The organism is Arthrobacter sp. UNC362MFTsu5.1, assembly GCF_000685965.1.
Classification (GTDB): Bacteria; Actinomycetota; Actinomycetes; order Actinomycetales; family Micrococcaceae; genus Arthrobacter.
In genome coordinates this window covers 42,139-64,124 of record NZ_JMLE01000001.1, presented here as the reverse complement: position 1 = coordinate 64,124, position 21,986 = coordinate 42,139, and the positions used below count along the sequence as shown (strand labels likewise).

Sequence of the window (21,986 nt, the reverse complement as noted above, 5' to 3'; positions counted from 1 at the left end):
TCTTTCGAAGTGGGTAAGCACTATTGTTGTCCCACCCGGGCCGATCCGCAAGGGTCCCGAAAGAACTACATCCTAGTAATTCCGGTTCCCCCTGAGGGGCGTTAGGCGGAGCTTGTCAGTTGAATTCAGGCCGTTCAGTGCGGCTGCGCTTGATCTCGAAGAAGTGCGGGTACGAAGCCAGGGTCACCGCGGCGTCCCACAGCCGGCCGGCTTCTTCGCCCCGGGGAATGCGGGTCAGGACCGGGCCGAAGAATGCCGTGCCGTTGAAGGCCACCACGGGCGTTCCCACGTCCTGGCCCACAAGGGAGATGCCCTCTTCGTGGCTGGCGCGAAGCTGCGGGTCGAAGGCGTCCGAGGTCGCTTCGGCCGCGAGCCCGGCAGGGAGCCCGCAGTCCGCCAGGGCCTTGCTGATCACGACGGCGAAATCCTTTTCGCCGGCGTCGTGGATCAGGCTGCCCATGGCGTCATAGAGCGGCTTGATGACCTGGTCACCGTGCTGCTCGCGGGCGGCAATGATGACGCGTACCGGGCCCCATGCCTTGTCCATCGCCTCGCGGTAGCCGGGGTCCAGTTCGCGGCCCTCATTCAGGACGGCAAGGCTCATCACGTGCCATTCGGTTTCAATGTCGCGGACTTCCTCCACTTCGCCCACCCAGCGGGACGTGATCCAGGCGAAGGGGCACAGGGGGTCGAACCAGAAGTCGGCTTTGCTCGCGGTGGTTTCAGGCACGGAGATCTCCTCGTAAAGTCATCGGGGCGTGGCGCACCTCAGGCGCACATCTAGCAAGAGCGAAGAACTAAGCGGATTTATTCCGGCGCTTAGCCACAACGTCGTGCGCGATCATGGTGGGCTGCGCCTTTTTCGCCACGACGTCGGCTGTGATGACGACGCTGGCGATGTCGTCCCGGCTGGGGAGGTCGAACATCACGGGGAGGAGCACTTCTTCCATGATGGCGCGGAGCCCGCGGGCACCCGTGCCCCGTTCCAGTGCCTGGTCGGCGATCATGTCCAGGGCGGCGTCGTCAAACAGCAGTTCCACACCGTCCAGCTGGAACATCTTCTGGTACTGCTTCACCAGGGCATTCTTCGGTGTGGAGAGGATCTGGATCAGGGCCGGACGGTCCAGGTTGGAGACGGTGGTGATGACGGGAAGCCGGCCGATGAATTCCGGGATCAGCCCGAACTTCAGCAGGTCTTCCGGCATGACCTCGCCGTAAGAGTCGGAATTGTTCTTGACTTCGTTCAGCGGAGCACCGAATCCTATGCCCTTTCGTCCCGAGCGGGAGCCGATAATGTCCTCGAGCCCTGCGAAGGCACCGGCAACGATGAACAGCACGTTGGTGGTGTCGATCTGGATGAATTCCTGGTGCGGGTGCTTCCGGCCGCCCTGCGGGGGAACTGAGGCCACTGTGCCTTCGAGGATCTTCAGCAGGGCCTGCTGTACGCCTTCGCCGGAGACATCACGGGTGATGGAAGGGTTTTCGCTCTTCCGCGAGATCTTGTCGATCTCGTCGATGTAGATGATGCCCTGCTCGGCCTTTTTGACGTCATAGTCAGCAGCCTGGATCAGCTTCAGGAGGATGTTCTCGACGTCCTCGCCCACGTACCCGGCCTCGGTCAGTGCCGTGGCATCCGCGACGGCGAAGGGAACGTTGAGGCGTCGGGCCAGCGTCTGGGCCAGATAGGTCTTACCGCAGCCGGTGGGGCCGATCAGGAGGATGTTCGACTTGGCGATCTCGACGTCGTCGTGATGGACGCCTTCGGCGAGGCTGCCGCTCTTGGGCGCGTGGCCGGCCTGGATCCGCTTGTAGTGGTTGTAGACCGCAACGGCGAGCGAGCGCTTGGCGGGCTCCTGGCCGATCACGTATTCCTGGAGGAAGTCAAAGATCTCGCGGGGCTTGGGCAGTTCGAAGCTGCCGAGGTCCGCTACTTCGGCGAGTTCTTCTTCAATGATCTCGTTGCAGAGTTCAATGCACTCGTCGCAGATGTAGACGCCGGGCCCGGCAATGAGCTTGCGCACCTGCTTCTGGCTCTTTCCGCAGAAAGAGCACTTCAGCAGATCCGTGCTCTCGCCAATCCGAGCCATATGTGAACCCCTTAGTATCCTGCTGCTACCGCAGCACTGCACCGGTTGCTGGAATCACGGTGGGTCCGGAAGGTCCGGCCGTGACATGTTCCACTCTAAGTCACATTCGGCCTGAGGGGTGGAACCTTACGTATTGAAAACGAAAGCCGGTGCGGTCCATTTTCCATGAACCGCACCGGCTCCGCGTGTCGTGCTTAATTACCTGCTGATCGCCTGCGGCTTGATCTTGCGGGAATCAAGAACCTGGTCGATCAGGCCGTAGGACTGTGCCTCGGCGGCGGTCAGGATCTTGTCACGCTCGATGTCGTTGTTGACCTGCTCGGACGTACGGCCCGAGTGCTTGGCCAGGGTGTCTTCGAGCCAGGACCGCATGCGCATGACTTCGGCTGCCTGGATCTCAAGGTCGGAGGCCTGTCCGCCCTGGCCGCCGGACAGTGCCGGCTGGTGGATGAGTACGCGTGCGTTGGGCAGTGCCAGGCGCTTGCCGGGCGTGCCGGCCGCGAGCAGGACAGCCGCCGCACTTGCCGCCTGGCCCAGGCACACGGTCTGGATCTCGGGGCGGATGTACTGCATCGTGTCGTAGATGGCCGTCATGGCGGTGAAGGAACCGCCCGGAGAGTTGATGTACAGCGTGATGTCGCGGTCCGGGTCGGTGGACTCGAGCACCAGCAGCTGTGCCATAACGTCGTCCGCGGAGGCATCGTCCACCTGGACGCCGAGGAAGATGATCCGGTCCTCGAAGAGCTTGGTGTACGGGTCCTGGCGCTTGAAGCCATAGGGCGTACGTTCCTCGAACTGCGGCAGCACATAGCGGCTGGTGGGCAGGTTCCCGGCAGACGATCCGAAATTGTAGTTCATGTTCATTTCTCCTGGAATCATTTCTGTCTTCGCCGGTTACTTTTCCGAGCCGCTGGCGTTTTGCGTTCCGCCGCCGCCGGCAACAGATCCCGCGTGAGCGGCAATCTTGTCGAAGAAGCCGTACTCGAGGGCCTCAGTAGCCGTAAACCACTTGTCGCGGTCATTGTCCTTGAGGATGGTCTCCACGGTCTGGCCGGTCTGGTCTGCGGTGAGTTCCGCCATGACCTTCTTCATGTGGAGGATGAGCTCAGCCTGGATCTTGATGTCCGAGGCCGTGCCGCCGATGCCGCCGGAAGGCTGGTGCATCAGGATGCGTGCATTCGGGGTGGCGTAGCGCTTGCCCTTGGTGCCCGATGAGAGCAGGAACTGGCCCATCGACGCGGCGAGGCCGGTGGCGACGGTTACGACGTCGTTCGGGATGAACTGCATGGTGTCGTAGATGGCCATGCCGGCCGTCACGGAGCCGCCCGGCGAGTTGATGTAAAGGTAGATGTCCTTATCCGGGTTCTCCGCGGACAGCAGCAGCAACTGCGAGCAGATCGCGTTGGCGTTCTCATCGCGGACCTCGGAGCCGAGCCAGATGATTCGCTCTTTCAGCAGGCGGTTGTAAATGTAGTTGTCCTGGGCTGCCGGATCGACAGTAGCCATCCGGGGGGCCCCTGCTTGCTGTGACATATGTACTTACCTCTCGCTGGCGACGGTGACGTCACGGGACGACGCCACTGAAAATCACTACTTGGACACTAACCGGTTTCGCGGCCGTTTTGTTCACGCGGATCGCGCTGTTCGCTGACGGCGCACGATTGCCGCAGCGGCCCACCGCACAGCACTGCACCGCCGCTGTGCGGGGTTGGCTCAGGGGTTAAACAGGAAGCCCCCGGATCAGGGATCCGGGGGCTTCCGTGCAACGTGGTGTTAGAACTTCACGGCTGCCGGATCGTCGCTTGACGCTTCGTCCTTGGCGGCAGCTTCGCCTTCAGCAGCTTCGCCGTCGACGGCGGGAGCTTCTTCAGCTTCGGCGGCAGGAGCTTCTTCGCCACCGGGGCGGACGAAGTCGCTCAGGTCAACCTTGTTGCCCTCGGAGTCGGTGACCTCGGCCTGGCCCAGCACAACTGCCAGGGCCTTGCGGCGGCGGACCTCGGAAACCATCATGGGAACCTGGCCGGACTGATCGATGATCTGTGCGAACTGGTTCGGGTCCATGCCGTACTGGCTGGCAGTGGTCACGATGTAGTCGATCAGCTCGTTCTGGCTGACGCCGACCTCTTCCTTGTCAGCAATGGCGTCCAGGATGATCTCGTTCTGGAAGGCACGCTCGGTGTTGGCCTTGACCTCGGCGCGGTGCTCCTCGGTGTCGTGGTCACCCTCGCCGTGGGAGTTCTCGGCCTTGAAGTGCTGCTCCAGCTGCTCTTCGACCACCGAGGCGGGAACGGGGACCTCGACGAGCTCAACGAGCTTGTCCAGGACCTTGTCGCGTGCCTCGACACCCTGCTCAACAACCTTGGATTCGGCAGCCTGCTTGCCGAGGTCCGCACGCAGTTCTGCAAGCGTGTCGAACTCGGAAGCCAGCTGGGCGAAGTCGTCGTCGGCCTCGGGAAGCTCGCGCTCCTTGACGGACTTGACCACTACCTTGACCTGGGCGGCTTCGCCGGCGTGGTCGCCGCCAACGAGGGTGGTCTCGAAAATGGCGTCCTCGTCAGCGCTGAGGCCGGTGACGGCCTCGTCCAGGCCTTCGAGCATGGTGCCGGCGCCAACCTGGTAGGACAGGCCTGAGGCGGAGTCAACTTCGGCTCCGTCGATGGATGCGGTGATGTCGATGGTCAGGAAGTCGCCGTCGGCGGCCGGGCGGTCCACGGACTTCAGGGTGCCGAAGCGGCCGCGGAGTTCGTCAAGGGCCTTGTCAACATCGGCTTCGGTGGACTCGGCGGCGGCTACCTCGACCTTGATGCCGGAGTAGTCCGGCAGTTCGATCTCGGGACGGATGTCAACCTCGGCGTGGAACTTGAGTTCGCCGTCGGTCGCGGTGGGGTCCGGAACCTCGGTGATTTCAACCTCGGGACGGCTCAGCGGACGGATGCCGGTTTCCTGGACTGCGTCCTGGTACCAGCCGTTGAGGCCTTCGTTGATGGCCGTTTCCAGCACGTAGCCGCGGCCAACGCGTTGGTCGATCAGCTTCGCGGGGACCTTGCCCTTGCGGAACCCAGGGACCTGGATCTGCGAAGCAACAGTCTTGTATGCCTCTTCGATGTTGGGCTTCAATTCCTCAAAAGGGACCTCAACATTGAGCTTGACCCGCGTGGGGGTGAGGTTCTCGACAGCGCTCTTCACAGTCTAAGTACTCCTGGTTTTGTGGGATGGGGTTCTGCAAACGCAATGATCTGACAAGCTGCAGAGTCGGGGTGACAGGATTTGAACCTGCGACTTCCTGCTCCCAAAGCAGGCGCTCTAGCCAAGCTGAGCTACACCCCGTAAGTGCACAGAACAGTCTACGGTCATATCGGCCGGATATGCACATTTGACACCGGGGCCCTGAATTAGGTTTAGTTATATCCGGCTCGAGCAGCCGACCGGAAGTGCAGCGCCGCAAGCGACGTACAGCATGTAGACGTACAGTAGTAGCAGCGCATTCCCGGGGACGTAGCTTAATGGTAAAGCCTCAGTCTTCCAAACTGATTACGCGGGTTCGATTCCCGTCGTCCCCTCCAGGACACCAGTCTTCTCCAAGACAACAAACAGCCCCTCTCCGGAGGGGCTTTTTTGTTCCCTGCCTCGTTCTCTTAGGAACCCTGCTGGCACACAGGGCACCAGTAGAGTTTGCGGGCAGCCAGATCCGTCAGCGCCACGGGGGTGCGGCAGTTGCGGCATTCGAGGCCCTGCCGCCGGTAGACGAAGTGGGATTCCTCGGGCGCCGGCAGTCCGGCAGCCGGCTCTGTCCAGTAGCTGGGAGGCGTGGTGATGATCCTGCCGTCGCGGACGCCGTCGGACATCACGGCAACGGTGTCCTCCCACAGTGCGCCGGCCGCATCGGCGTCCAGGGCACGGCCCGGCAGCCAGGGGTCCAGTCCCTGGCGGAAGAGCAGTTCTGCGCGGTAGACATTCCCGACGCCGGCAATCACCTTCTGGTCCATGAGCAGAGCCGCCAGGGGCGTCTTCCGTGCCGTCACTCCGGTGACGAAGGCTTCCCGGTCCCCGGGAAGGTTGCGGAGCGGGTCCGGCCCAAGCCGTGCCAGGACGGCGCCGGCCTCAGCCTCGGTGATGGCGTGGCAGGTGGTGGCGCCCCGGAGGTCAGCCCAGCCGTGGGCGCCTGCCAGCCTGACCCGGACCGCACCGACAGGCGCCGGCGGGCCGGAGTAAACCGAACCGTCGTCCGCTGAAGCTGCGGCGCCGTCGTCGAACACTTCCCGCTCCCCCACTTTCCGGGGCGCTCCGATGCTGGAGGCACCGCGGAAGGAGGCGTCACCGCCGAAATCCCACGCACCGTACAGGCCAAGGTGCACGTGCAGGACGAGCCCGCGGTCGAAGTGCAGGAACAAGTGCTTGCCGTGGGCCACCGTGCCCACGAGCGTGCTGGCGTCCAGCAGCGCCGCGCCGTCGGCGAACCGCCCCTGCGGACTGGAAACAGCGAGTCTCTGCCCGGAGAACACGTCCGCAAACTGGCGTGCCAGCCGGTGGACCGAATGTCCCTCCGGCACTAGGCGATAACCTCGCCGGTGTTCTCGTAGGCCGCGATCTTGCCGATGCGGCGGACGTGGCGTTCGTCGTTGCTGAACGGTTCCTGCAGGAAGGCCTCGATGATTTCCGTTGCCTCGTCCACGCTGTGCTGGCGGCCGCCGACTGCAACGACGTTGGCGTCGTTGTGCTCGCGCGCCAGCATTGCGGTGGACAGGTTCCAGGCCAGCGCGGCCCGCACGCCCCTGACCTTGTTGGCGGCGATCTGCTCGCCGTTTCCGGAGCCGCCCAGCACGATGCCCAGGGCGTTCACTCCGGCAGCCTGGTCCGCCACGACGGCGAGCGCCGCGTTGATGCAGAAGGAGGGGTAGTCATCCAGGGCGTCGTAGACCTTGGGCCCGTGGTCCACCACGTCGTAGCCCTTGGCCGTGAGGTGGGACACGAGGTGGGCGCTGAGCTCCATGCCGGCGTGGTCGGTGGCGATGTGGACGCGCGGAAAATCGGAAGATGTGGTCACGGCAAGGTCCGTTCAGTCATAAGCACCGGTAGGCTTCCGGGCTGCTTCGGGGGGTCGCATTCAAGCGTACTAGGGTGCGGGCACAGGCTGCCTGCCATGAACACTCTGCGGACGCCCGGGCCGGCGGGCCCGGCGCCACGGCACCCAGGGCCGGCGGACTCAGGGCCGGCGGACTCAGGGCTGGGGCGGGCGCTTCTCGCCGCGGGCCCGGGCAGCTACGCGGGACAGGACGGCGGCCACCCTTTCGGCCGAGTCGGGACTGCCGCCGCTGACGGCCGCTTTCCGTCCGTCCGCGCGGTTGACGACGACGGCGGGTCCGCTGCTGACCAGCATGGCGGTGGTCCCGCCGTGGTGGCGGTAGCCCCAGCCGCCATAGTCTGCGGCGCGGACATCGGCCGGGGTTGCCGAGGAAATCGCCGACGCCGGAATTTCCATCACGCGGACGAACCCGGCGGCGAAAACCCGCAAACCGCTCCGGTCAACGATGATACGGGCGAAGAGGAAGGCGGCCGCCAGCACCGCCAGCACCACCAGGAGTGCACCCAGCCACGGGACGGCGATGGAGACCAGCGCTGCCGGGAACAGCGAGGCGACGCCCAGCATCACAAACACCGAACTGCGCGCATGGACCCACAGCCGTACTGAATCCGACGCCAGCTCGGGGTCCGATTCGCGCTCCAGCGCGTCCCGCAAGGCGCGCTCATCGTCCACAGACCACCGCTCGTCGGCCTTGAAAACGAAGCCCATGATGACGCCCAGGGGTAGTGCAGCCCCGCTCCCGAGGGCCAGGACGGACATATCAACACGTGCTTCGCGGACGTCGGCGATTCCCGCCTGGCCCACGAGGACTGCTGCCAGCACCGTGGTGACAAAGAGACTTAGGGTGAGCCCGGCGCCCATCATCACACGTCGCATGACGGCGGGCCGGCTCAACGGCACGGCCTGCCCCAGGACGAGCCAGCCCACCACCGCGATGATCAGGCCGCCGCAGGTCACGAAGGCGGAGAACGGCGCAAAGCCGGCCGGTCCGGTCCCGGACCACAGCACCGCCATGGGGTCCGGCACGTCCGTCCGGAGCAGGAAGGCACAGACGACGAATGCGACGGCCAGCAACGCAGGGAAACCCACCGCGAACCGCAGAGCCCTGACGTCCACCGAGTCCCTGAACTTTCCCATACCCCAACGCTACTCCGTGCCGATGCCGCGTGATCCACCTAACTTGCCATCGCCGGGTGAAGTGAAAGAATAACTTCACAGTGCTGGCAATGACCGTTGCCGGCCGGCAACCGCAACCCTTTCTGGAGGCCCCACCTTGCCAGGCATGAACCTGACGCGCGCCGAAGCCCGCGAGCGCGCCAACCTCATCTCCGTTGAGTCCTACGACGTCAGCCTGGACCTGACCAAGGGTGACAAAGTCTTCGGATCCACTACCGCCGTAAAGTTCAGCGCCCGGCCCGGATCCTCCACCTTCATCGACGCGGTTACCCACAAGGTTCACAGTGTCATGCTGAACGGCACTGAACTCGACCCGGCGGAGGTGTCGGACGGTGTCCGCATCCAACTGCCGTACCTCGCCGCGGAGAACGATCTGCTGGTGGTTGCCGAGGCCCCGTACATGAACACCGGCGAAGGACTGCACCGCTTCGTGGACCCCGTCGACAACGAGGTCTACCTGTATACGCAGTTCGAGGTTCCGGATTCGCGCCGGATGTTCGCGGTGTTCGAGCAGCCCGACCTCAAGGCGAGCTTTACGTTCACCGTCACCGCGCCGTCGCACTGGGACCTGGTGTCCAACTCCCCCACGCCTGTCCCCATCGAAACCATTCCCGGTGAAGACGGCGGCGCACGCTCGGTCTGGGAGTTCGCCGCCACACCCCGGCTGTCCTCCTACGTCACGGCACTGATCGCCGGTCCGTACCAGTCGGTGCGCAGCGAGGTGAAGTGCGCCGACGGGCGCATCGTTCCCCTGGGTGTGTTTGCGCGCAAGTCGCTCATGCAATACCTCGACGCCGACAACATCTTCGAACTCACCCGGCAGGGATTCGAGTTCTTCGAGGCGCAGTTTGGCTGCCCCTACCCGTTCGCGAAGTACGACCAGCTCTTCGTGCCCGAGTTCAATGCCGGCGCCATGGAAAACGCCGGCGCCGTGACCATCCTGGAAGGCTACGTTTTCCGCGGCAAGGTCACGGGCGCGCAGGTGGAACGCCGCGCCATCACCGTCCTGCACGAGCTCGCGCACATGTGGTTCGGCGATCTGGTCACCATGCGCTGGTGGAACGACCTGTGGCTCAACGAATCGTTCGCCGAGTACATGTCGCACCTGGCGGCGGTGGAGAACACCGAGTTTGACCATGCCTGGACCACATTTGCCTCGGTGGAGAAGTCCTGGGCCTACCGCCAGGACCAGCTGCCCACCACGCACCCCATCTTCGCCGAGATCAACGACCTGCAGGACGTTGAAGTGAACTTCGACGGCATCACGTACGCCAAGGGCGCCTCGGTTCTGCGCCAGCTGGTGGCCTGGGTCGGTCCGGAGCAGTTCATGTCCGGAGTGCGCGAGTATTTCAGCAAGCACGCCTGGCAGAACACCGAGCTCAGCGACCTCATGGTGGAGCTGGAAAAGGCCAGTGGCCGCGACCTGGACGAGTGGGGGCGGCTGTGGCTGGAAACCGCCGGTGTCAACACGTTGACTCCCGATGTGGCGGTGGATCCTTCCGGAGCCATCACCTCGTTCAGCATCGTGCAGTCCGCGGTGGCCGAGCAGCCCACCCTTCGCCCGCACCGCCTCGCTGTCGGGTTCTACGACGTCACCGACGGGCAGCTTGTCCGGGTGCACCGTGAGGAACTGGACGTCGACGGGGAACGGACCGAGGTGCCCGGCCTGGCCGGTCTGCGCCAGCCGGACCTGATCCTGCTGAACGACGACGACCTCGCCTATGCCAAGGTCCGGCTCGATCCGAAGTCGCTGGCCACCGCAACGGCCCACCTGAAGGACTTCCGCGAGAGCCTGCCGCGGACGCTCGTCTGGGGTTCCGCCTGGGACGCTGCCCGCGACGGCGAAACCCCGGCCCGCGGCTACGTCGAACTGATCCTCGCCAACATCGCGTCCGAATCCGATTCCTCGGTGATCCTGGTCCAGCTCCGGCAGCTGGCCACAACGCTCAGCTATTACGTTGCCGAGGAACACCGGGAAAAGACGTCCATAGCCGCTGCGGACACTCTCTGGGACCTGGCCGGTTCCGTGCCGGCGGGCTCGGATGCGCAACTGCAGTTCGTGAAGTCCTTCGCGCTGCTGGCGCGCAGCGACGGCCAGCTGGATACCGTTTCGGCGCTGCTGGACGGCTCGGCATCCCTGGCAGGCCTCACCGTCGACCAGGATCTGCGGTGGGAGCTGATGGCTTCGCTGGTAGCCGGCGGCCGGGCAGGCCAGGACCGGATCGACGCTGAACTTGAGCGGGACAACACCGCGAACGGCCAGAACGCGGCCGCGCTGGCCAAGGCCGCCATCCCCACGCCCGAGGCCAAGGCTGCGGCCTGGGATTCCATCGTGGTGAAGGGCGAGCTGTCCAACGCCCTGCAGGCATCCGCGGTGGCAGGATTCACCCGGGTGCTGGACCCGGCGCTGCTGGCGCCGTACACGGAGAAGTATTTCGACGCCGTTCCCGGCATCGTTGCCAACCGCACCCATGCGCTTGCCCAGCAGATCGTCGTCGGACTTTACCCGGCCCAGCAGACCACGCAGGAAACTGTGGACCGGACGGACGAGTTCCTGGCCGCGCTGCCGGAGGACAGCACCGCGCTGCGGCGCATGATGCTGGAGAACCGCGACGGCGTGGCGCGCGCGCTGCGGGCCCGCGAGGCCGACATCGGATAGCCGCCGGCATCTGTTCCCACGAACCGGAACCCCGGAGCTGGCGTGCTGCTGCTCCGGGGTTCCGGCGTTCGGCCGATGTGGAGTTGCGGCGTCACTAGAATTGCGGCATGACGCTTGATGAGCACCGCTACGCCGTGACTGTCCGATGGACCGGGAACCGGGGGGACGGAACGTCGACCTACCGGGGGTATTCCCGCGACCACGACATCGAGATCCCCGGCCTTCCCGTCCTCAAGGGGTCGGCCGACCCCACCTTCCACGGGGACAAGACGCGGTACAACCCCGAACAGCTGCTGTTGACCGCCCTCTCGCAGTGCCACATGCTCTCTTTCCTGCACGTGGCAGTGAAGCACGGCGTGGTGGTAACGGCGTACGAGGACCGCGCCGCGGGCCTGATGCGGACCAACCGCGACGGCAGCGGCCAGTTCGAATCCGCCACGCTCAGGCCCGAAGTGACGGTGGCCGCCGCCGTGGACGACGCGCTCATGGAACAGCTGCATCACGAGGCAAACAAGGTCTGCTTCATTGCCCGGAGCGTGAACTTTCCCGTGCTCCACGAACCCTCGGTGCACGTTGAGGAACCCTAGCCCCAGGCAGGGAATGGTCAGGGCAGGAATTCTTCCACGAGCCGCCGCTCAGTCCCGGCACTGAGCCCGGCTTTCCGTTCCCTGTCCAGGCCGCGGCGGCGTTCGTCCTCGAGCGTGTCCCGCAATGTCTCCTGCCACGGCCGCAGGTTGAGTCCGGCCGCAACAGCGGCCGCGTTGGAGCGTGTGGCGAAACCGTCGTGTCCCGCCGGGAGCCAGAGCGGCAGCGAATCCGGACCTGCCCAGTACCCGATCCCCCGGGCAACCAGCCAGTCTTCCGGGACGCTGTACGTCCGGCCGGAATACATACCCTGCCGCTGGGATTCATCCAGGTAGTCATCGAACCGCACGCCGGTGCCCACCGCATTCAAGGCACCCGTGATCTGCAGTCCGGCGGCCTTCAGGATCCACGCGGCGAGATCGCGGACGTCGATCACCTGCGTTGCACTGGAGCCGATGTCCGGAACGATGGCGGGTTTGCCATCCCGGGCAAACCGTGCGGGCCAGTAGCCGTAACGGTCCGAACTGTCGCCGGGACCACCGATCAGCCCCGCCCGGCAGAGGTGGACCTTGCCCTCGGCGATGGTTGCCGCGTAGTGCTCAATCGCCGATTTAGCCTCGCCGTAATTCTCCGGGGCAGCGGCTGTGCCCGGGGTGAGCGGCGGTAACAAACCCGCGCTTTCGTCTTCGCCCGGCACCGAATGGTCTGCGTAAACGGAGCAACTGGACACCACGGTCCAGTGCGCTGCCACGGGCGCCAGAGCCTCCAGCGCGTCCCGGGCGTGCTCCGGATCACGGGTTACGTCGATGACGGCGTCCCAGTCCCCTGCGGCCTGTTCATAGGACTGGCGCCCGGCGGCCCGATCGGCCCGCAGCCAGGCCGTTCCCTCCGGCGGGACGGCCGCCGAGCCGCGGGCCAGGCAGGTAACATCATGGCCCGCGGCGGCCGCCTGCCGGGCAATTTCGGCGGACAGGAAAGCGGTGCCGCCAAGAATCAGGATGCGCATGTGGCCACGCTACGGCGCTAGTGTTGAAGGTGAACAGAGTGTTATGCGCCCGGCGAACGCCCGGCAGCTCCGGCGGAAGCCGATAAGCAATAAGGAGCATCCCTGCCGATGTACAGCATGTTGTCGATCACCCCGCCCGCCACACCGGATATTTCCGGAATCAACGCCGCAGGAATTGTGATCAGCATCGGAGTGGGCGTCACGATCTGGCTCGTCGCGTCCTTCGTGATTGCCGGAATCACCAAGAGCGTGGCCGCCGGCACCACCTTCTTCAAGAAACCGCACTTCCGCTGGGTGGCCCCGGCCCTGCGGGCACTGGACCACGAACGCCGGGTCCAGCGTGCCAAAACAATCGGATCCCTGCTGAACAGCGTGGCGGGTGTCCTCATCGCCGTGATCACGATTATGTACGTCCTCAAGAACCTGGACGTGGACATCGCGCCGCTGCTGACAAGCGTGGGTATCCTGGGTGTCGCCATCGGCTTCGGCGCCCAGCAGCTGATCCGCGACTTCCTCGCCGGCATCTTCATCACCATCGAGGATCAGTACGGCATCGGCGACATCATTGAGACCAGTGAAGTGGTGGGCACCGTCGAATCCATGGGCCTGCGCATCACCCGCGTCCGTTCCGACGACGGCGCCATCTGGTACCTGCGCAACGGCGAAATCCTTCGGGTGGGCAACCGCTCCCAGGGAAACTATGTAGCCCCGGTGGACGAATCCGCGGAGGCGCCCGCCCCTGAGACCGCACCCCAGCAGAAGGCCGGAGAATAGAACCATGACGATTCCCAGCGCCGGCGAACCCCGCCAGCCACAGCAGCTGATGCAGAACGATCCGTTCACGCAGCCTGGCTACACCGACAACTTCTACGACGCAGTGGGCGGCCACGAGACGTTCGTGAAGCTCATTGACGTCTTCTACGACGGCGTGGCCACCGACCCGCTGCTCCGGCCGATGTATCCGGAAGAGGACCTGGGGCCGGCGAAAAGGCGTTTCCTGATGTTCCTCGAGCAGTACTGGGGCGGCCCCACCACCTATGGCGAGGAACGCGGACACCCGCGGCTGCGCATGCGCCACATGCCGTTCCGCGTCACCCCCGAAGCGAAGGAGCGGTGGCTGCACCACATGCGCGCAGCAGTGGACGCGCTGGAACTTCCGCCGCTCTATGAAGGCACCCTGTGGGACTACATGGAGCGGGCAGCGCTGTCGATGGTGAACAGCCCCTCGGACGCCTGAGAACGCTTCCGCATCCCGGCCGACACGCGGTTAGCGCCGTTTCCGCCGCGTCGCGAGTGCGGCGCGTGCGTTGCCGCCGGCATGCACCAGCAAGGCAATCAGAAGGAACGCCACCAGCACCTGGGCCGTCGTCGTCAACGCGGCCGGCCAGCCGCCCTCGAGTGTCGGATCGAGGAAGTCGTATACGTACCACCCGTCGATTGCCCCGCGCATCCAGGAGTAGACCAGGAAAGCGGACGGGTAGATGAGCCAGGTGAGCGGCCGGGACAATTTTCCGCGGACGGTTTTCGTGACCAGGAGCCAGTCGAGGGCTATGAACAGCGGAGCCAGGCGGTGGTGTGCCAGCTGGGGCCAGTACATGTCCCAGCTCCACCACGGCTCGTCCGGCGGGGCGACGAGGACCGCGTAGATGATTCCTGTCATGACCAGATAGAACGTGAGTGCGCCCAGCAAATGGTCCCACCACTCCGGCAGCCTCGCCCGCGTCCGCGCGGCGGAATAAACAAGGACCAGTCCGAGGACGAGGTTCGACTGGACTGTGAACTCCGAGTAGAGCTGGCCGATGTCCACATCGCTGCCCGGAAGCGTGGCGTCGTACGTTTTCCGGACCAGGGCCACCAGGACGAAGAGGCCGACTGCAACGCGGAGCAGGCGGATCCAGACGCGGTCGGGATGCAGCGCATCGTTGAAGCCGGGGTGCCGCTCGATCGGGGGAACCAGGATGGCCACGTCGCTCATGCGGTCAGTATTTCAGGCTGCCGCGCCCGGCAGGGAGGAGCTAAAGTCCCGACCCTGTGCGCGCCAGGACGTGGCCGCGGGATCCGCTGAGCCTGAACCAGCACCGGCACATGTTCAGAGGACGGTGATCTCTCCTGCGAGATGGGCGACTGCGACGCCCGCGTGCACCCGGACAGCATCGACCAGACAGTCGTCGTCCGCGTAAAATCCCGGGCTGTGATTGGGGAAGAGTCCGCGGCCGCCCTCCAGCGGCCGCAGCTCATCGGCGTCCATCTGCGTATCCTGGACCCCGTAGCTCAGGTAGGCGCCGCCAAAGGCGTTGACGAACTCCGACATGTCGTCGTAGCCCAGCGTCAGCGGCACTTCGACGACCCTCCCCGGACCGAGGATCCGGCTGAGCGTTGGCAGCATGGCGTCAATCCACTGCGGCCGGTTGACGACTGACGGCACGGGCTGCAGGAACTCCGTTTCGGCCGTGCAGCCGTAGGCCGCCGCCTGGTGCCCGGCAAGTTGCAGCAGTTTCTGCTGAACGGCGTGCATGTCGGATTCTACGGCGCAGCGGATTGTCCCGAACAGGGTCACCGTCTGGCCGATGATGTTAAACCGGCCCGCGTCCTCAACGTGGCCAACACTGACGGAGACGGCATGGTAGGCAGGAACCTGCCGGTAGAGCTCACCAATTCCGCCGATGATTCCCGCGGCCGCCGGCATCGGGTCGATCCCCATCCACGGCGTGGAGCCGTGCACCTGCAGGCCCGTGATGGTGATCCGCACGACGCACGAGGACGCATATGCGGTTCCGGCACGATAGCCCACCACGCCGGCAGGCAACGGCGAGACGTGCATGCCGAACATCATCGTTGGTTCCGGGTCAGCCAGGGCTCCAGCGGCGAGCATGGCACGCGCTCCCCCGGTCTCGTCCAGCGGCGGCCCTTCCTCGGCTGGCTGGAAGACGAAGACAACTGTGCCGGGCAGCCGGTCGCGAAGCTCCGCCAGGACACCGGCTGTGGCGAGCACCACCGCCGTATGGCAGTCATGGCCGCATGCGTGGGAGACCGGGTGGGGACCGCCCGGATACCCGTCGTCAATGGCTGTCGACGCGAACTCCAGGCCGGATGCCTCGGCGACCGGAAGGGCGTCCATATCCGCACGGAGGGCAGCGACCCTGTCCCCCGGCAGTCCCCCGCGCAGGACCCCCACGACGCCGTATCCGGCGATGCCGGTGCGGACCTCGTCGAGGCCAAGGGATTGCAGATGACCTGCGACCAGTGCGGATGTGGTTCTCTCGCGGTTGGAGAGCTCCGGGTGTTGGTGCAACCGGTGACGGAGCGCGATCAGCTCGGCACGGCGCGCCCGGGCCATGCGGTCAATTAGGGGGCCGAACTCCGTTGACATCGCTCGATATTCCTTCCGCCGGCAACAAGGGAGCTAAAGTCCCGACCCTGTGCGCGCCAGGACGTGTCCGCGGGATCCGCTGAGCCTGAACCAGCGCCCCGCCCGGTAGAGCTGCTGTTCGCTGTCGGCGAGGAATCCGAGGGTGAGGGCGGCGAAGGCCGCGCCCAGCGGCAGCCCGGCAGCTCCGGGGAGTTCCCTGCCCCAGACTGTGGCCCGGGCGTTGTTGACGATCAGCGCGCCGGGTTTGTCCGGGATGATGGCGGCGATCTCGGTGATGCCGGCCTCGGCGGCCTGGCGCAGTTCAGCGTCCGGCAGTGTGGCCACGCGCTCCCAGCCCGCGCGTGGCGCGCCCACGCCTGCCCACGATTCGGTGACGGTCATGGGCGGCAGCGGCAGTTCGACGTCGTTCTCCCCTGCCCGGGCGAGCCGGTCCAGGACTGCCGAAATCGGGACGGTGACGTCCGTGTCCGCCGGCTGCGCGAGGGCCATGGTCCGCAGCCCGAGGATCGTCGGCGTCGCCTCGCCCAGCAGCCTGGGGCGCAGCACGCACACGTAGGCGGCCAGCACCGGGCCGGACGCCTGGAGGCGGATGGCGCCGTCGTCGATCGACTTGGCGCGGGTGGCAAAGGTGCGCAGATCGGCGAGGTCGCGGGGATCGGTGAACTGCAGGGGCTGGGTTAGGACGTCAGACACAATATCGACTCTACCGGCTGTGCCTCTTTGGGACGGCGCCGGAGTCACGTCTAAAGTCGAACCATGACTGAAGCCGACGCCGGACTGCAGGGGACACCGCCCCCGGACCCCACCTCCTCGCTCATTGAACTCCTTGACCTCGGCGAGCTTGAGGGGGCCAGGACCGATGAGGACATCTTCATGGGCCCGTCCCAGCGGCAGCCGCGGCAGCGCGTCTTCGGCGGCCAGGTCCTGGCACAATCGCTCATCGCCGCGAATCGTACCGTTGACCCCGCGCGCAGCGTCCATTCCATGCACGGATACTTCCTGCGCCCGGGTGATGCCAACAAGCCCATTACGTTCGGTGTCCAGCGGCTGCGGGATGGCCGTTCGTTCTCCGCCCGCCGGGTGCACGCGTACCAGGACGGCATGCCCATCCTGTCCATGATCGCCTCCTTCCAGGAGGAAGACGAGGGAATCGACCACCAGTCAGCCATGCCCGCGGGCATTCCCGACCCCGAATCGCTGCCCAGCACGGCGGACCTCCTGGGCAAGTTCGACCACCCGGTGGCACGGCACTGGGCCTACGAGCGTCCCTTCGATATCCGGCACGTGGACCCGCCGCTGTACGTTTCGGCCAACGGCGAGAGGGACGCCCGCAACGCCGTGTGGATGAAGACCTTCGGGCCGATGCCGGATGACGCCAACACGCACCGCGCGGCCCTTGCCTACGCCAGTGACTACACGCTGCTGGAATCCATTCTGCGCAGACACGGTCTCAGCTGGATCACGCCGGGCATGAGCGTCGCAAGCCTCGACCATGCCATGTGGTGGCACCGGCCCGTGCGCGTCGATGAATGGCTGCTGTACGTCCAGGAATCTCCCAGCGCCCAGGGCGCCCGCGGGCTGGCCACCGGCAAGATCTTCAGCCGGGACGGCCAGCACGTCGCAACGGTGGCCCAGGAGGGCATGGTCCGGGTTCCCACCGACCTCAAAAACAAGGTAGCGGGCGCTGTCCAGGCCAAGGTCCTCCAGCACCAGTTGCGCAAGGCCGGGAAGGGCTGACCCGGCAGTTCCGGTGAACAGCCGACGACGGCCCGCTCCTGCCCGTGAGCAGGAATGCAAGAAGGCCGGCTCCCCTCGGGGAGCCGGCCTTCTTGCGTGACCGCGGTGGCTGTGGAGCCTAGTCGCGGGTCAGGCGGCGGTGCGTGACCCGGTGCGGCTTGGCCGCATCGGGGCCGAGGCGCTCCACCTTGTTCTCTTCGTACGACTCGAAGTTACCTTCGAACCAGTACCACTTCGACGGGTTTTCCTCGTCACCTTCGTAGGCGAGGATGTGGGTGGCCACCCGGTCCAGGAACCAGCGGTCGTGCGATACCACCACGGCGCAGCCGGGGAACTCCAGCAGCGCGTTCTCGAGGCTGCTGAGCGTTTCGACGTCGAGGTCGTTGGTCGGTTCGTCAAGGAGCAGCAAGTTGCCGCCCTGCTTGAGGGTCAGCGCCAGGTTCAGGCGGTTGCGCTCACCACCGGAGAGGACACCTGCCTTCTTCTGCTGGTCCGGGCCCTTGAATCCGAAGGCAGCGACGTAGGCGCGGGACGGCATTTCAACGTGGCCCACCTGGATGTAGTCGAGGCCGTCGGACACAACTTCCCAGAGCGTCTTATTGGGGTCAATGCCGCCGCGGCTCTGGTCAGCGTAGGAGATCTTGACGGAGTCGCCGATCTTCAGGTCGCCGCCGTCCAGCGGCTCCAGGCCCACGATGGTCTTGAACAGGGTGGTCTTGCCGACACCGTTCGGGCCGATGACGCCCACGATGCCGTTACGGGGCAGCGTGAAGGACAGGCCGTCGATGAGGGTCCGGTCTTCGAAGCCCTTCTGCAGGTTCTTGGCCTCGAGCACAAGGCCGCCGAGGCGGGGTCCCGGCGGGATCTGGATCTCTTCGAAGTCGAGCTTGCGGGTCCGGTCCGCTTCCGCGGCCATTTCCTCGTAGCGGGCCAGGCGCGCCTTGGACTTGGTCTGGCGGCCCTTCGCGTTGGAGCGGACCCATTCGAGTTCTTCGGTGAGGCGCTTGGCCTGCTTGGCGTCCTTCTTGCCCTGGACTTCCAGGCGGGCGCGCTTCTTCTCCAGGTACGTGGAGTAGTTGCCTTCGTACGGGTAAAGGTGCCCGCGGTCCACCTCGGCGATCCATTCCGCGACGTGGTCGAGGAAGTACCGGTCGTGGGTGACGGCGAGGACGGCACCGGCGTAGCTGGAGAGGTGCTGCTCCAGCCACAGGACGCTTTCGGCGTCGAGGTGGTTGGTGGGCTCGTCCAGCAGCAGGAGGTCAGGCTTCTGCAGCAGGAGCTTGCACAGTGCGACGCGGCGGCGCTCACCACCGGAGAGGAGCGTGACGTCGGCATCGGCCGGCGGGCAGCGGAGGGCATCCATGGCCTGCTCGAGCTGGGAGTCGAGGTCCCATGCGTCGGCTGCGTCGATGGCTTCCTGGAGCTGGCCCATTTCCTCCAGCAGGGTGTCGTAGTCAGCGTCCGGGCTGGCCATTTCCTCGGAGATCTCGTTGAAACGCTGGATCTTGCCGTAGATCTCGCCAACGCCTTCCTGGACGTTGCCCAGGACCGTCTTCTCCTCGTTCAGCGGCGGCTCCTGGAGCAGGATGCCCACCGTGTAGCCGGGGCTCAGCCGTGCCTCACCGTTGGAGGGAGTGTCCAGGCCAGCCATGATCTTGAGGATGGTGGACTTACCGGCACCGTTGGGGCCAACAACACCGATCTTGGCACCAGGGAAGAAGGACATGCTCACGTCGTCGAGAATGAGTTTTTCGCCAACAGCCTTGCGGGCCTTGGTCATTGTGTAGATAAATTCCGCCATGGTTCCAAATCTAGTGGGTCGGCGGGGTTAACTCACATTCGCGGTTGTCATTGGCAGGCGCCTTGGTGGCGGTTCGCGCCAGGCTCAGCCTCCGACGAAGCACTTTCCCGTTGCCAGCACGGGCAGGACTGTGACGACGACACTTCCGTCGCGGATCTGGCCGATCACACAATCCGGCCCCTGCAGGGCGGCGGCCTCAATGGCGTCGACCTCCAGGCCGGTGGGCGTGCGGCTGGCGGATACCTGCAACGAACCGGCGGGTATTCCGGCGCCGGTCAAGGCCGCTGCCAGCTGTTCCTGGCCCGGTTTGGGGTTGGCCGCGGCGACGCCCTGGAGCGCGTTGATCACAGTGTCCTTCAACCTGGCAGTCGCCGCGTCCGGTTCCGGCGCCGCGGCACTGCCAGAGGCGGTGGTCCCGGCCGTCGCTGTCGGTGCAGGCTGCGCGGCCCCGGATGCCGGCACAGCGGCCGGGGAGGCCGACTGCTGGGCCCGGGAACCGGGATCGGCGCCAGTGCCAGTGCTGGTGCAACCGGCGAGTGCCACCGCAAGCATGGAAGCGGCGAGTGCAAGCGCGGGCGACCCTGCCAGGCGCCGTCGGGGTCCGGACTGTCGGGTTCCGGACTGTCGGGTTCCGAACTGTCGCGTTCCGGACCGGCTGATCCGGTCCTGGCGAATTCCGGACTGTCGCTGGGATGTCTCTGCTCGGATCACTTGGCCATTCTGCCATGCGGCACCGCAGGGGGACGGTGCCGCACTGGCGGCATCAGCGGGATCTGTTCAGGCGGCGGCCCCGGTAAGCTCGCCGGTCTCCGAATCGAGCTGCAGGACGTCGCCGTTTTCGTCGTCAACGAAGATCCCGTCTGCGGACGAGTCGCCGGTTTCATCGGGGTCGCCATGGTCGCCGATGCCCTGGGTCTCGGAGGCAGAACCTTGCGGGTCGTGGCCCGCGCCCTGTTGCGAGGGGTTGCCGGCGTTGCGGATGAAATTGGCGGAACCCCACATGAGGTCGTGGCCGACGGAATCCGCGTCGATCTCGGCGGAGTGGTAGATCCGGCCCTCCTTTTCCCAGCTCCGCATTTTGAGCCTTCCCACGATGATGACCCGCTGGCCCTTTTTGATGCTGCAGGCCATGTTCCCGGCAAGCTGCCGGTAGCCCTGAACGGTGAACCAGTTGGTATTTCCATCGACCCACGTACCGGATGCGCGATCGTACCGGCGGTCCGTGGAGCCAAGCCGGAAGGATGCCGTTGGGACGCCCCCGGGTGTGGTGGAAGTCTTGATCTCCGTGGCGACGAAGCCCCGGACGGTCATGTTGTCAGTCATCTTGGTGTCCTGTCTCGAATGATGATGCCCTAGCAGGCACCTTCAGCTTCACGCCGCAACGCCGCCGTTTCGAGGCACAGCTCCCCCTATGTGCAAAACTACGGGGAGCACGGGGGTGTGGGGGATGAGTCAAAACGCCACAAGCCGGCTGACTGGCCGAACCCGCGCGGCACTGTAAACTTTTCTAGGCGCCGCCGGAGCAGTCCGAAAGCGCCCACGTGCCCCAGTAGCTCAGGGGATAGAGCAGCGGCCTTCTAATCCGCCGGTCGGGGGTTCGATTCCCTCCTGGGGCACAAAAATGAAGCGGCCCGCCCCTGCAGCACTGCAGCCGCGGGCCGCTTCTGATTAGCGGTGATCAACGCCGCCGGGGTGCCCCTCCGGCGTGTCATCCATCTCAGCGATGTCGGGCTCGATCGTTGCGGCCAGGTCGCCGGCAATGGAATCCCGTGCTGCCTCGTCCGCCGGCCGGGACGTGCCGTCGTCGCCGCGCGCGCTGCCGTCTTCGTCTGGAATCTCGGTCATGTGCCCAAGCTAGCCCCGGACGTCCGGATTGTCGACGGGTCACGGCTCCGCCCCAACCCGCCGCCCCCGGCAGGCGCTATGCCGTCAGCTCTCCAGCAGTTCCTTGAGGTTTCCCAGCACCATGTCCCAGAGTTTCGCGGACTCTTCCGCCTCGGAATCGCTCTTGTTGTTTCCCTGCCTGATGCTGACCTGCGTTCCCGCCGGCGTCTCATCCAGCCGGTACTCCACAGTGTGGTAGTTTTCCGGCACGTCCGGCAGCCCCGAGAGCGGGCTGTAATGGGTGATGCGGAGCATCTCCCCGGGCCGGTTTTTGAGCACGATGCCCTTATCCTCGTAGCTCTTGCCCTTCCACTCCCCCGCGAACGTCACGGGGTCACCTTCCCGCCAGGTAGTGGTCAGGGTGGTGCCAAGGAAATATTGTTTGACGATCGCGGGATCGGTCAGCGCCTCCCACACCACGCTTACCGGTGCCTTCACGAGCACCGTGGCTTCAGCGTCTTTGATCTGGTCCTTCATGTGCTTGCCTCCTCCGCACGACAATACGCGCGAGCCCCCGCCCTGTTAAGGGGCAGGACGACTACGGAACAGGACGAAGGCCCGGCACCGCTTGGGGCGGTACCGGGCCTCAGGACGGGTG

The 21,986-nt window shown here is 65.5% G+C and carries 22 protein-coding genes and 3 tRNA genes; 7 read left to right on the top strand and 18 right to left on the bottom strand.

The genetic code is table 11. The features are described 5' to 3' along the window. Window positions 1-115: 115 nt before the first annotated feature. From BS38_RS0100350 to BS38_RS0100325, 6 genes are all read right to left on the bottom strand, one after another. The gene (locus BS38_RS0100350; RefSeq protein ID WP_028268995.1) at window positions 116-730 is read right to left on the bottom strand and encodes a mycothiol-dependent nitroreductase Rv2466c family protein; all 615 of its coding nucleotides are present in this window, start codon (window positions 728-730) and stop codon (window positions 116-118) included. A gap of 67 nt (window positions 731-797) precedes the next feature. Continuing rightward, the gene (gene clpX, locus BS38_RS0100345) at window positions 798-2,087 is read right to left on the bottom strand and encodes an ATP-dependent Clp protease ATP-binding subunit ClpX (protein WP_028268994.1); all 1,290 of its coding nucleotides are present in this window, start codon (window positions 2,085-2,087) and stop codon (window positions 798-800) included. A 198-nt stretch (window positions 2,088-2,285) separates the two neighbouring features. Next, window positions 2,286-2,945 carry an ATP-dependent Clp protease proteolytic subunit gene (locus BS38_RS0100340; RefSeq protein ID WP_028268993.1) on the bottom strand — a complete coding sequence of 220 codons (660 nt, stop codon included), beginning with the start codon at window positions 2,943-2,945 and terminating at the stop codon, window positions 2,286-2,288. A gap of 36 nt (window positions 2,946-2,981) precedes the next feature. Further along, window positions 2,982-3,593 carry an ATP-dependent Clp protease proteolytic subunit gene (locus tag BS38_RS0100335; RefSeq protein WP_028268992.1) on the bottom strand — a complete coding sequence of 204 codons (612 nt, stop codon included), beginning with the start codon at window positions 3,591-3,593 and terminating at the stop codon, window positions 2,982-2,984. A 267-nt stretch (window positions 3,594-3,860) separates the two neighbouring features. Next, window positions 3,861-5,273, bottom strand: coding sequence for a trigger factor (gene tig / locus BS38_RS0100330; protein WP_028268991.1), 1,413 nt, complete (start codon window positions 5,271-5,273; stop codon window positions 3,861-3,863). Between the two features lie 66 nt (window positions 5,274-5,339). Continuing rightward, window positions 5,340-5,414 (bottom strand) — tRNA-Pro (locus tag BS38_RS0100325). A 162-nt stretch (window positions 5,415-5,576) separates the two neighbouring features. On the opposite strand from BS38_RS0100325, the gene BS38_RS0100320 reads away from it, so the two are divergent. Then, window positions 5,577-5,650 (top strand) — tRNA-Gly (locus BS38_RS0100320). A gap of 72 nt (window positions 5,651-5,722) precedes the next feature. Here BS38_RS0100320 and BS38_RS0100315 read toward each other — a convergent pair. The 3 genes from BS38_RS0100315 to BS38_RS0100305 form a co-directional block, all read right to left on the bottom strand. Next, complete coding sequence (locus tag BS38_RS0100315; RefSeq protein WP_028268990.1) at window positions 5,723-6,637, bottom strand: Fpg/Nei family DNA glycosylase; 915 nt, start codon at window positions 6,635-6,637, stop codon at window positions 5,723-5,725. Continuing rightward, window positions 6,637-7,131 (bottom strand): ribose-5-phosphate isomerase, encoded by a 495-nt coding sequence (locus BS38_RS0100310; RefSeq protein ID WP_028268989.1) that lies wholly within the window; start codon window positions 7,129-7,131, stop codon window positions 6,637-6,639. The genes BS38_RS0100315 and BS38_RS0100310 overlap by 1 nt, the downstream gene beginning before the upstream one ends. A 174-nt stretch (window positions 7,132-7,305) precedes the next feature. Further along, window positions 7,306-8,307: a hypothetical protein gene (locus tag BS38_RS0100305; protein ID WP_028268988.1), complete on the bottom strand. Its 1,002-nt coding sequence runs from the start codon at window positions 8,305-8,307 to the stop codon at window positions 7,306-7,308. A gap of 145 nt (window positions 8,308-8,452) precedes the next feature. Here BS38_RS0100305 and pepN point away from each other — a divergent pair, with 145 nt between their 5' ends. After that, window positions 8,453-11,005, top strand: coding sequence for an aminopeptidase N (gene pepN, locus BS38_RS0100300; protein WP_043437298.1), 2,553 nt, complete (start codon window positions 8,453-8,455; stop codon window positions 11,003-11,005). A gap of 107 nt (window positions 11,006-11,112) precedes the next feature. Then, window positions 11,113-11,592, top strand: coding sequence for an OsmC family protein (locus BS38_RS0100295; protein WP_028268986.1), 480 nt, complete (start codon window positions 11,113-11,115; stop codon window positions 11,590-11,592). Window positions 11,593-11,609: 17 nt separating this feature from the next. Here the strand turns inward: BS38_RS0100295 and BS38_RS0100290 are convergent, their stop codons facing one another. After that, on the bottom strand, window positions 11,610-12,596 hold the full coding sequence (locus BS38_RS0100290; RefSeq protein WP_028268985.1) for an NAD-dependent epimerase/dehydratase family protein: 987 nt from the start codon (window positions 12,594-12,596) through the stop codon (window positions 11,610-11,612). Between the two features lie 108 nt (window positions 12,597-12,704). Between BS38_RS0100290 and BS38_RS0100285 the strand changes: the two genes are divergently transcribed. Together BS38_RS0100285 and BS38_RS0100280 are read left to right on the top strand one after the other, a co-directional pair. After that, complete coding sequence (locus BS38_RS0100285) at window positions 12,705-13,370, top strand: mechanosensitive ion channel family protein (RefSeq protein ID WP_028268984.1); 666 nt, start codon at window positions 12,705-12,707, stop codon at window positions 13,368-13,370. 4 nt (window positions 13,371-13,374) lie between these two features. Further along, window positions 13,375-13,833 carry a globin gene (locus BS38_RS0100280; RefSeq protein WP_028268983.1) on the top strand — a complete coding sequence of 153 codons (459 nt, stop codon included), beginning with the start codon at window positions 13,375-13,377 and terminating at the stop codon, window positions 13,831-13,833. 30 nt (window positions 13,834-13,863) lie between these two features. Here the strand turns inward: BS38_RS0100280 and BS38_RS0100275 are convergent, their stop codons facing one another. From BS38_RS0100275 to BS38_RS0100265, 3 genes are all read right to left on the bottom strand, one after another. After that, window positions 13,864-14,571, bottom strand: coding sequence for a Pr6Pr family membrane protein (locus BS38_RS0100275; RefSeq protein ID WP_028268982.1), 708 nt, complete (start codon window positions 14,569-14,571; stop codon window positions 13,864-13,866). A 114-nt stretch (window positions 14,572-14,685) separates the two neighbouring features. Further along, the gene (locus BS38_RS0100270) at window positions 14,686-15,966 is read right to left on the bottom strand and encodes a M20 metallopeptidase family protein (protein WP_028268981.1); all 1,281 of its coding nucleotides are present in this window, start codon (window positions 15,964-15,966) and stop codon (window positions 14,686-14,688) included. A gap of 33 nt (window positions 15,967-15,999) precedes the next feature. Continuing rightward, window positions 16,000-16,659 (bottom strand): hypothetical protein, encoded by a 660-nt coding sequence (locus BS38_RS0100265; RefSeq protein ID WP_028268980.1) that lies wholly within the window; start codon window positions 16,657-16,659, stop codon window positions 16,000-16,002. A gap of 63 nt (window positions 16,660-16,722) precedes the next feature. On the opposite strand from BS38_RS0100265, the gene BS38_RS0100260 reads away from it, so the two are divergent. After that, window positions 16,723-17,703, top strand: a complete 981-nt coding sequence (locus BS38_RS0100260) for an acyl-CoA thioesterase (protein WP_028268979.1) — start codon at window positions 16,723-16,725, stop codon at window positions 17,701-17,703. Between the two features lie 118 nt (window positions 17,704-17,821). Here BS38_RS0100260 and ettA read toward each other — a convergent pair whose 3' ends face one another. The 3 genes from ettA to ssb all read right to left on the bottom strand — a co-directional run bounded on the left by ettA (window position 17,822) and on the right by ssb (window position 20,827). Then, on the bottom strand, window positions 17,822-19,504 hold the full coding sequence (ettA, locus tag BS38_RS0100255) for an energy-dependent translational throttle protein EttA (RefSeq protein ID WP_028268978.1): 1,683 nt from the start codon (window positions 19,502-19,504) through the stop codon (window positions 17,822-17,824). A gap of 84 nt (window positions 19,505-19,588) precedes the next feature. After that, entirely contained in the window at window positions 19,589-19,864 is a 276-nt protein-coding gene (locus BS38_RS27535; RefSeq protein ID WP_231510971.1) for a DUF6993 domain-containing protein, read from the bottom strand. A gap of 417 nt (window positions 19,865-20,281) precedes the next feature. Continuing rightward, window positions 20,282-20,827 carry a single-stranded DNA-binding protein gene (gene ssb / locus BS38_RS0100245; RefSeq protein WP_028268976.1) on the bottom strand — a complete coding sequence of 182 codons (546 nt, stop codon included), beginning with the start codon at window positions 20,825-20,827 and terminating at the stop codon, window positions 20,282-20,284. 220 nt (window positions 20,828-21,047) lie between these two features. On the opposite strand from ssb, the gene BS38_RS0100240 reads away from it, so the two are divergent. Beyond that, window positions 21,048-21,120 (top strand) — tRNA-Arg (locus BS38_RS0100240). Between the two features lie 52 nt (window positions 21,121-21,172). Here the strand turns inward: BS38_RS0100240 and BS38_RS26995 are convergent. Further along, window positions 21,173-21,349: a hypothetical protein gene (locus BS38_RS26995; RefSeq protein ID WP_156037030.1), complete on the bottom strand. Its 177-nt coding sequence runs from the start codon at window positions 21,347-21,349 to the stop codon at window positions 21,173-21,175. An 84-nt stretch (window positions 21,350-21,433) separates the two neighbouring features. Then, the gene (locus BS38_RS0100230; RefSeq protein WP_028268975.1) at window positions 21,434-21,865 is read right to left on the bottom strand and encodes an SRPBCC family protein; all 432 of its coding nucleotides are present in this window, start codon (window positions 21,863-21,865) and stop codon (window positions 21,434-21,436) included. Window positions 21,866-21,986 lie beyond the last annotated feature (121 nt).

Bases quoted from the DNA above. Each gene is read 5' to 3' on its own strand.
- clpX (WP_028268994.1), bottom strand. From the start codon at position 2,087: ATGGCTCGGATTGGCGAGAGCACGGATCTGCTGAAGTGCTCTTTCTGC.
- BS38_RS0100340 (WP_028268993.1), bottom strand. From the start codon at position 2,945: ATGAACTACAATTTCGGATCGTCTGCCGGGAACCTGCCCACCAGCCGC.
- BS38_RS0100335 (WP_028268992.1), bottom strand. From the start codon at position 3,593: ATGGCTACTGTCGATCCGGCAGCCCAGGACAACTACATTTACAACCGC.
- BS38_RS0100305 (WP_028268988.1), bottom strand. From the start codon at position 8,307: ATGGGAAAGTTCAGGGACTCGGTGGACGTCAGGGCTCTGCGGTTCGCG.
- pepN (WP_043437298.1), top strand. From the start codon at position 8,453: ATGAACCTGACGCGCGCCGAAGCCCGCGAGCGCGCCAACCTCATCTCC.
- BS38_RS0100295 (WP_028268986.1), top strand. From the start codon at position 11,113: ATGACGCTTGATGAGCACCGCTACGCCGTGACTGTCCGATGGACCGGG.
- BS38_RS0100290 (WP_028268985.1), bottom strand. From the start codon at position 12,596: ATGCGCATCCTGATTCTTGGCGGCACCGCTTTCCTGTCCGCCGAAATT.
- BS38_RS0100285 (WP_028268984.1), top strand. From the start codon at position 12,705: ATGTACAGCATGTTGTCGATCACCCCGCCCGCCACACCGGATATTTCC.
- BS38_RS0100280 (WP_028268983.1), top strand. From the start codon at position 13,375: ATGACGATTCCCAGCGCCGGCGAACCCCGCCAGCCACAGCAGCTGATG.
- BS38_RS0100275 (WP_028268982.1), bottom strand. From the start codon at position 14,571: ATGAGCGACGTGGCCATCCTGGTTCCCCCGATCGAGCGGCACCCCGGC.
- BS38_RS0100270 (WP_028268981.1), bottom strand. From the start codon at position 15,966: ATGTCAACGGAGTTCGGCCCCCTAATTGACCGCATGGCCCGGGCGCGC.
- BS38_RS0100260 (WP_028268979.1), top strand. From the start codon at position 16,723: ATGACTGAAGCCGACGCCGGACTGCAGGGGACACCGCCCCCGGACCCC.
- ettA (WP_028268978.1), bottom strand. From the start codon at position 19,504: ATGGCGGAATTTATCTACACAATGACCAAGGCCCGCAAGGCTGTTGGC.
- ssb (WP_028268976.1), bottom strand. From the start codon at position 20,827: ATGACTGACAACATGACCGTCCGGGGCTTCGTCGCCACGGAGATCAAG.
- BS38_RS26995 (WP_156037030.1), bottom strand. From the start codon at position 21,349: ATGACCGAGATTCCAGACGAAGACGGCAGCGCGCGCGGCGACGACGGC.
- BS38_RS0100230 (WP_028268975.1), bottom strand. From the start codon at position 21,865: ATGAAGGACCAGATCAAAGACGCTGAAGCCACGGTGCTCGTGAAGGCA.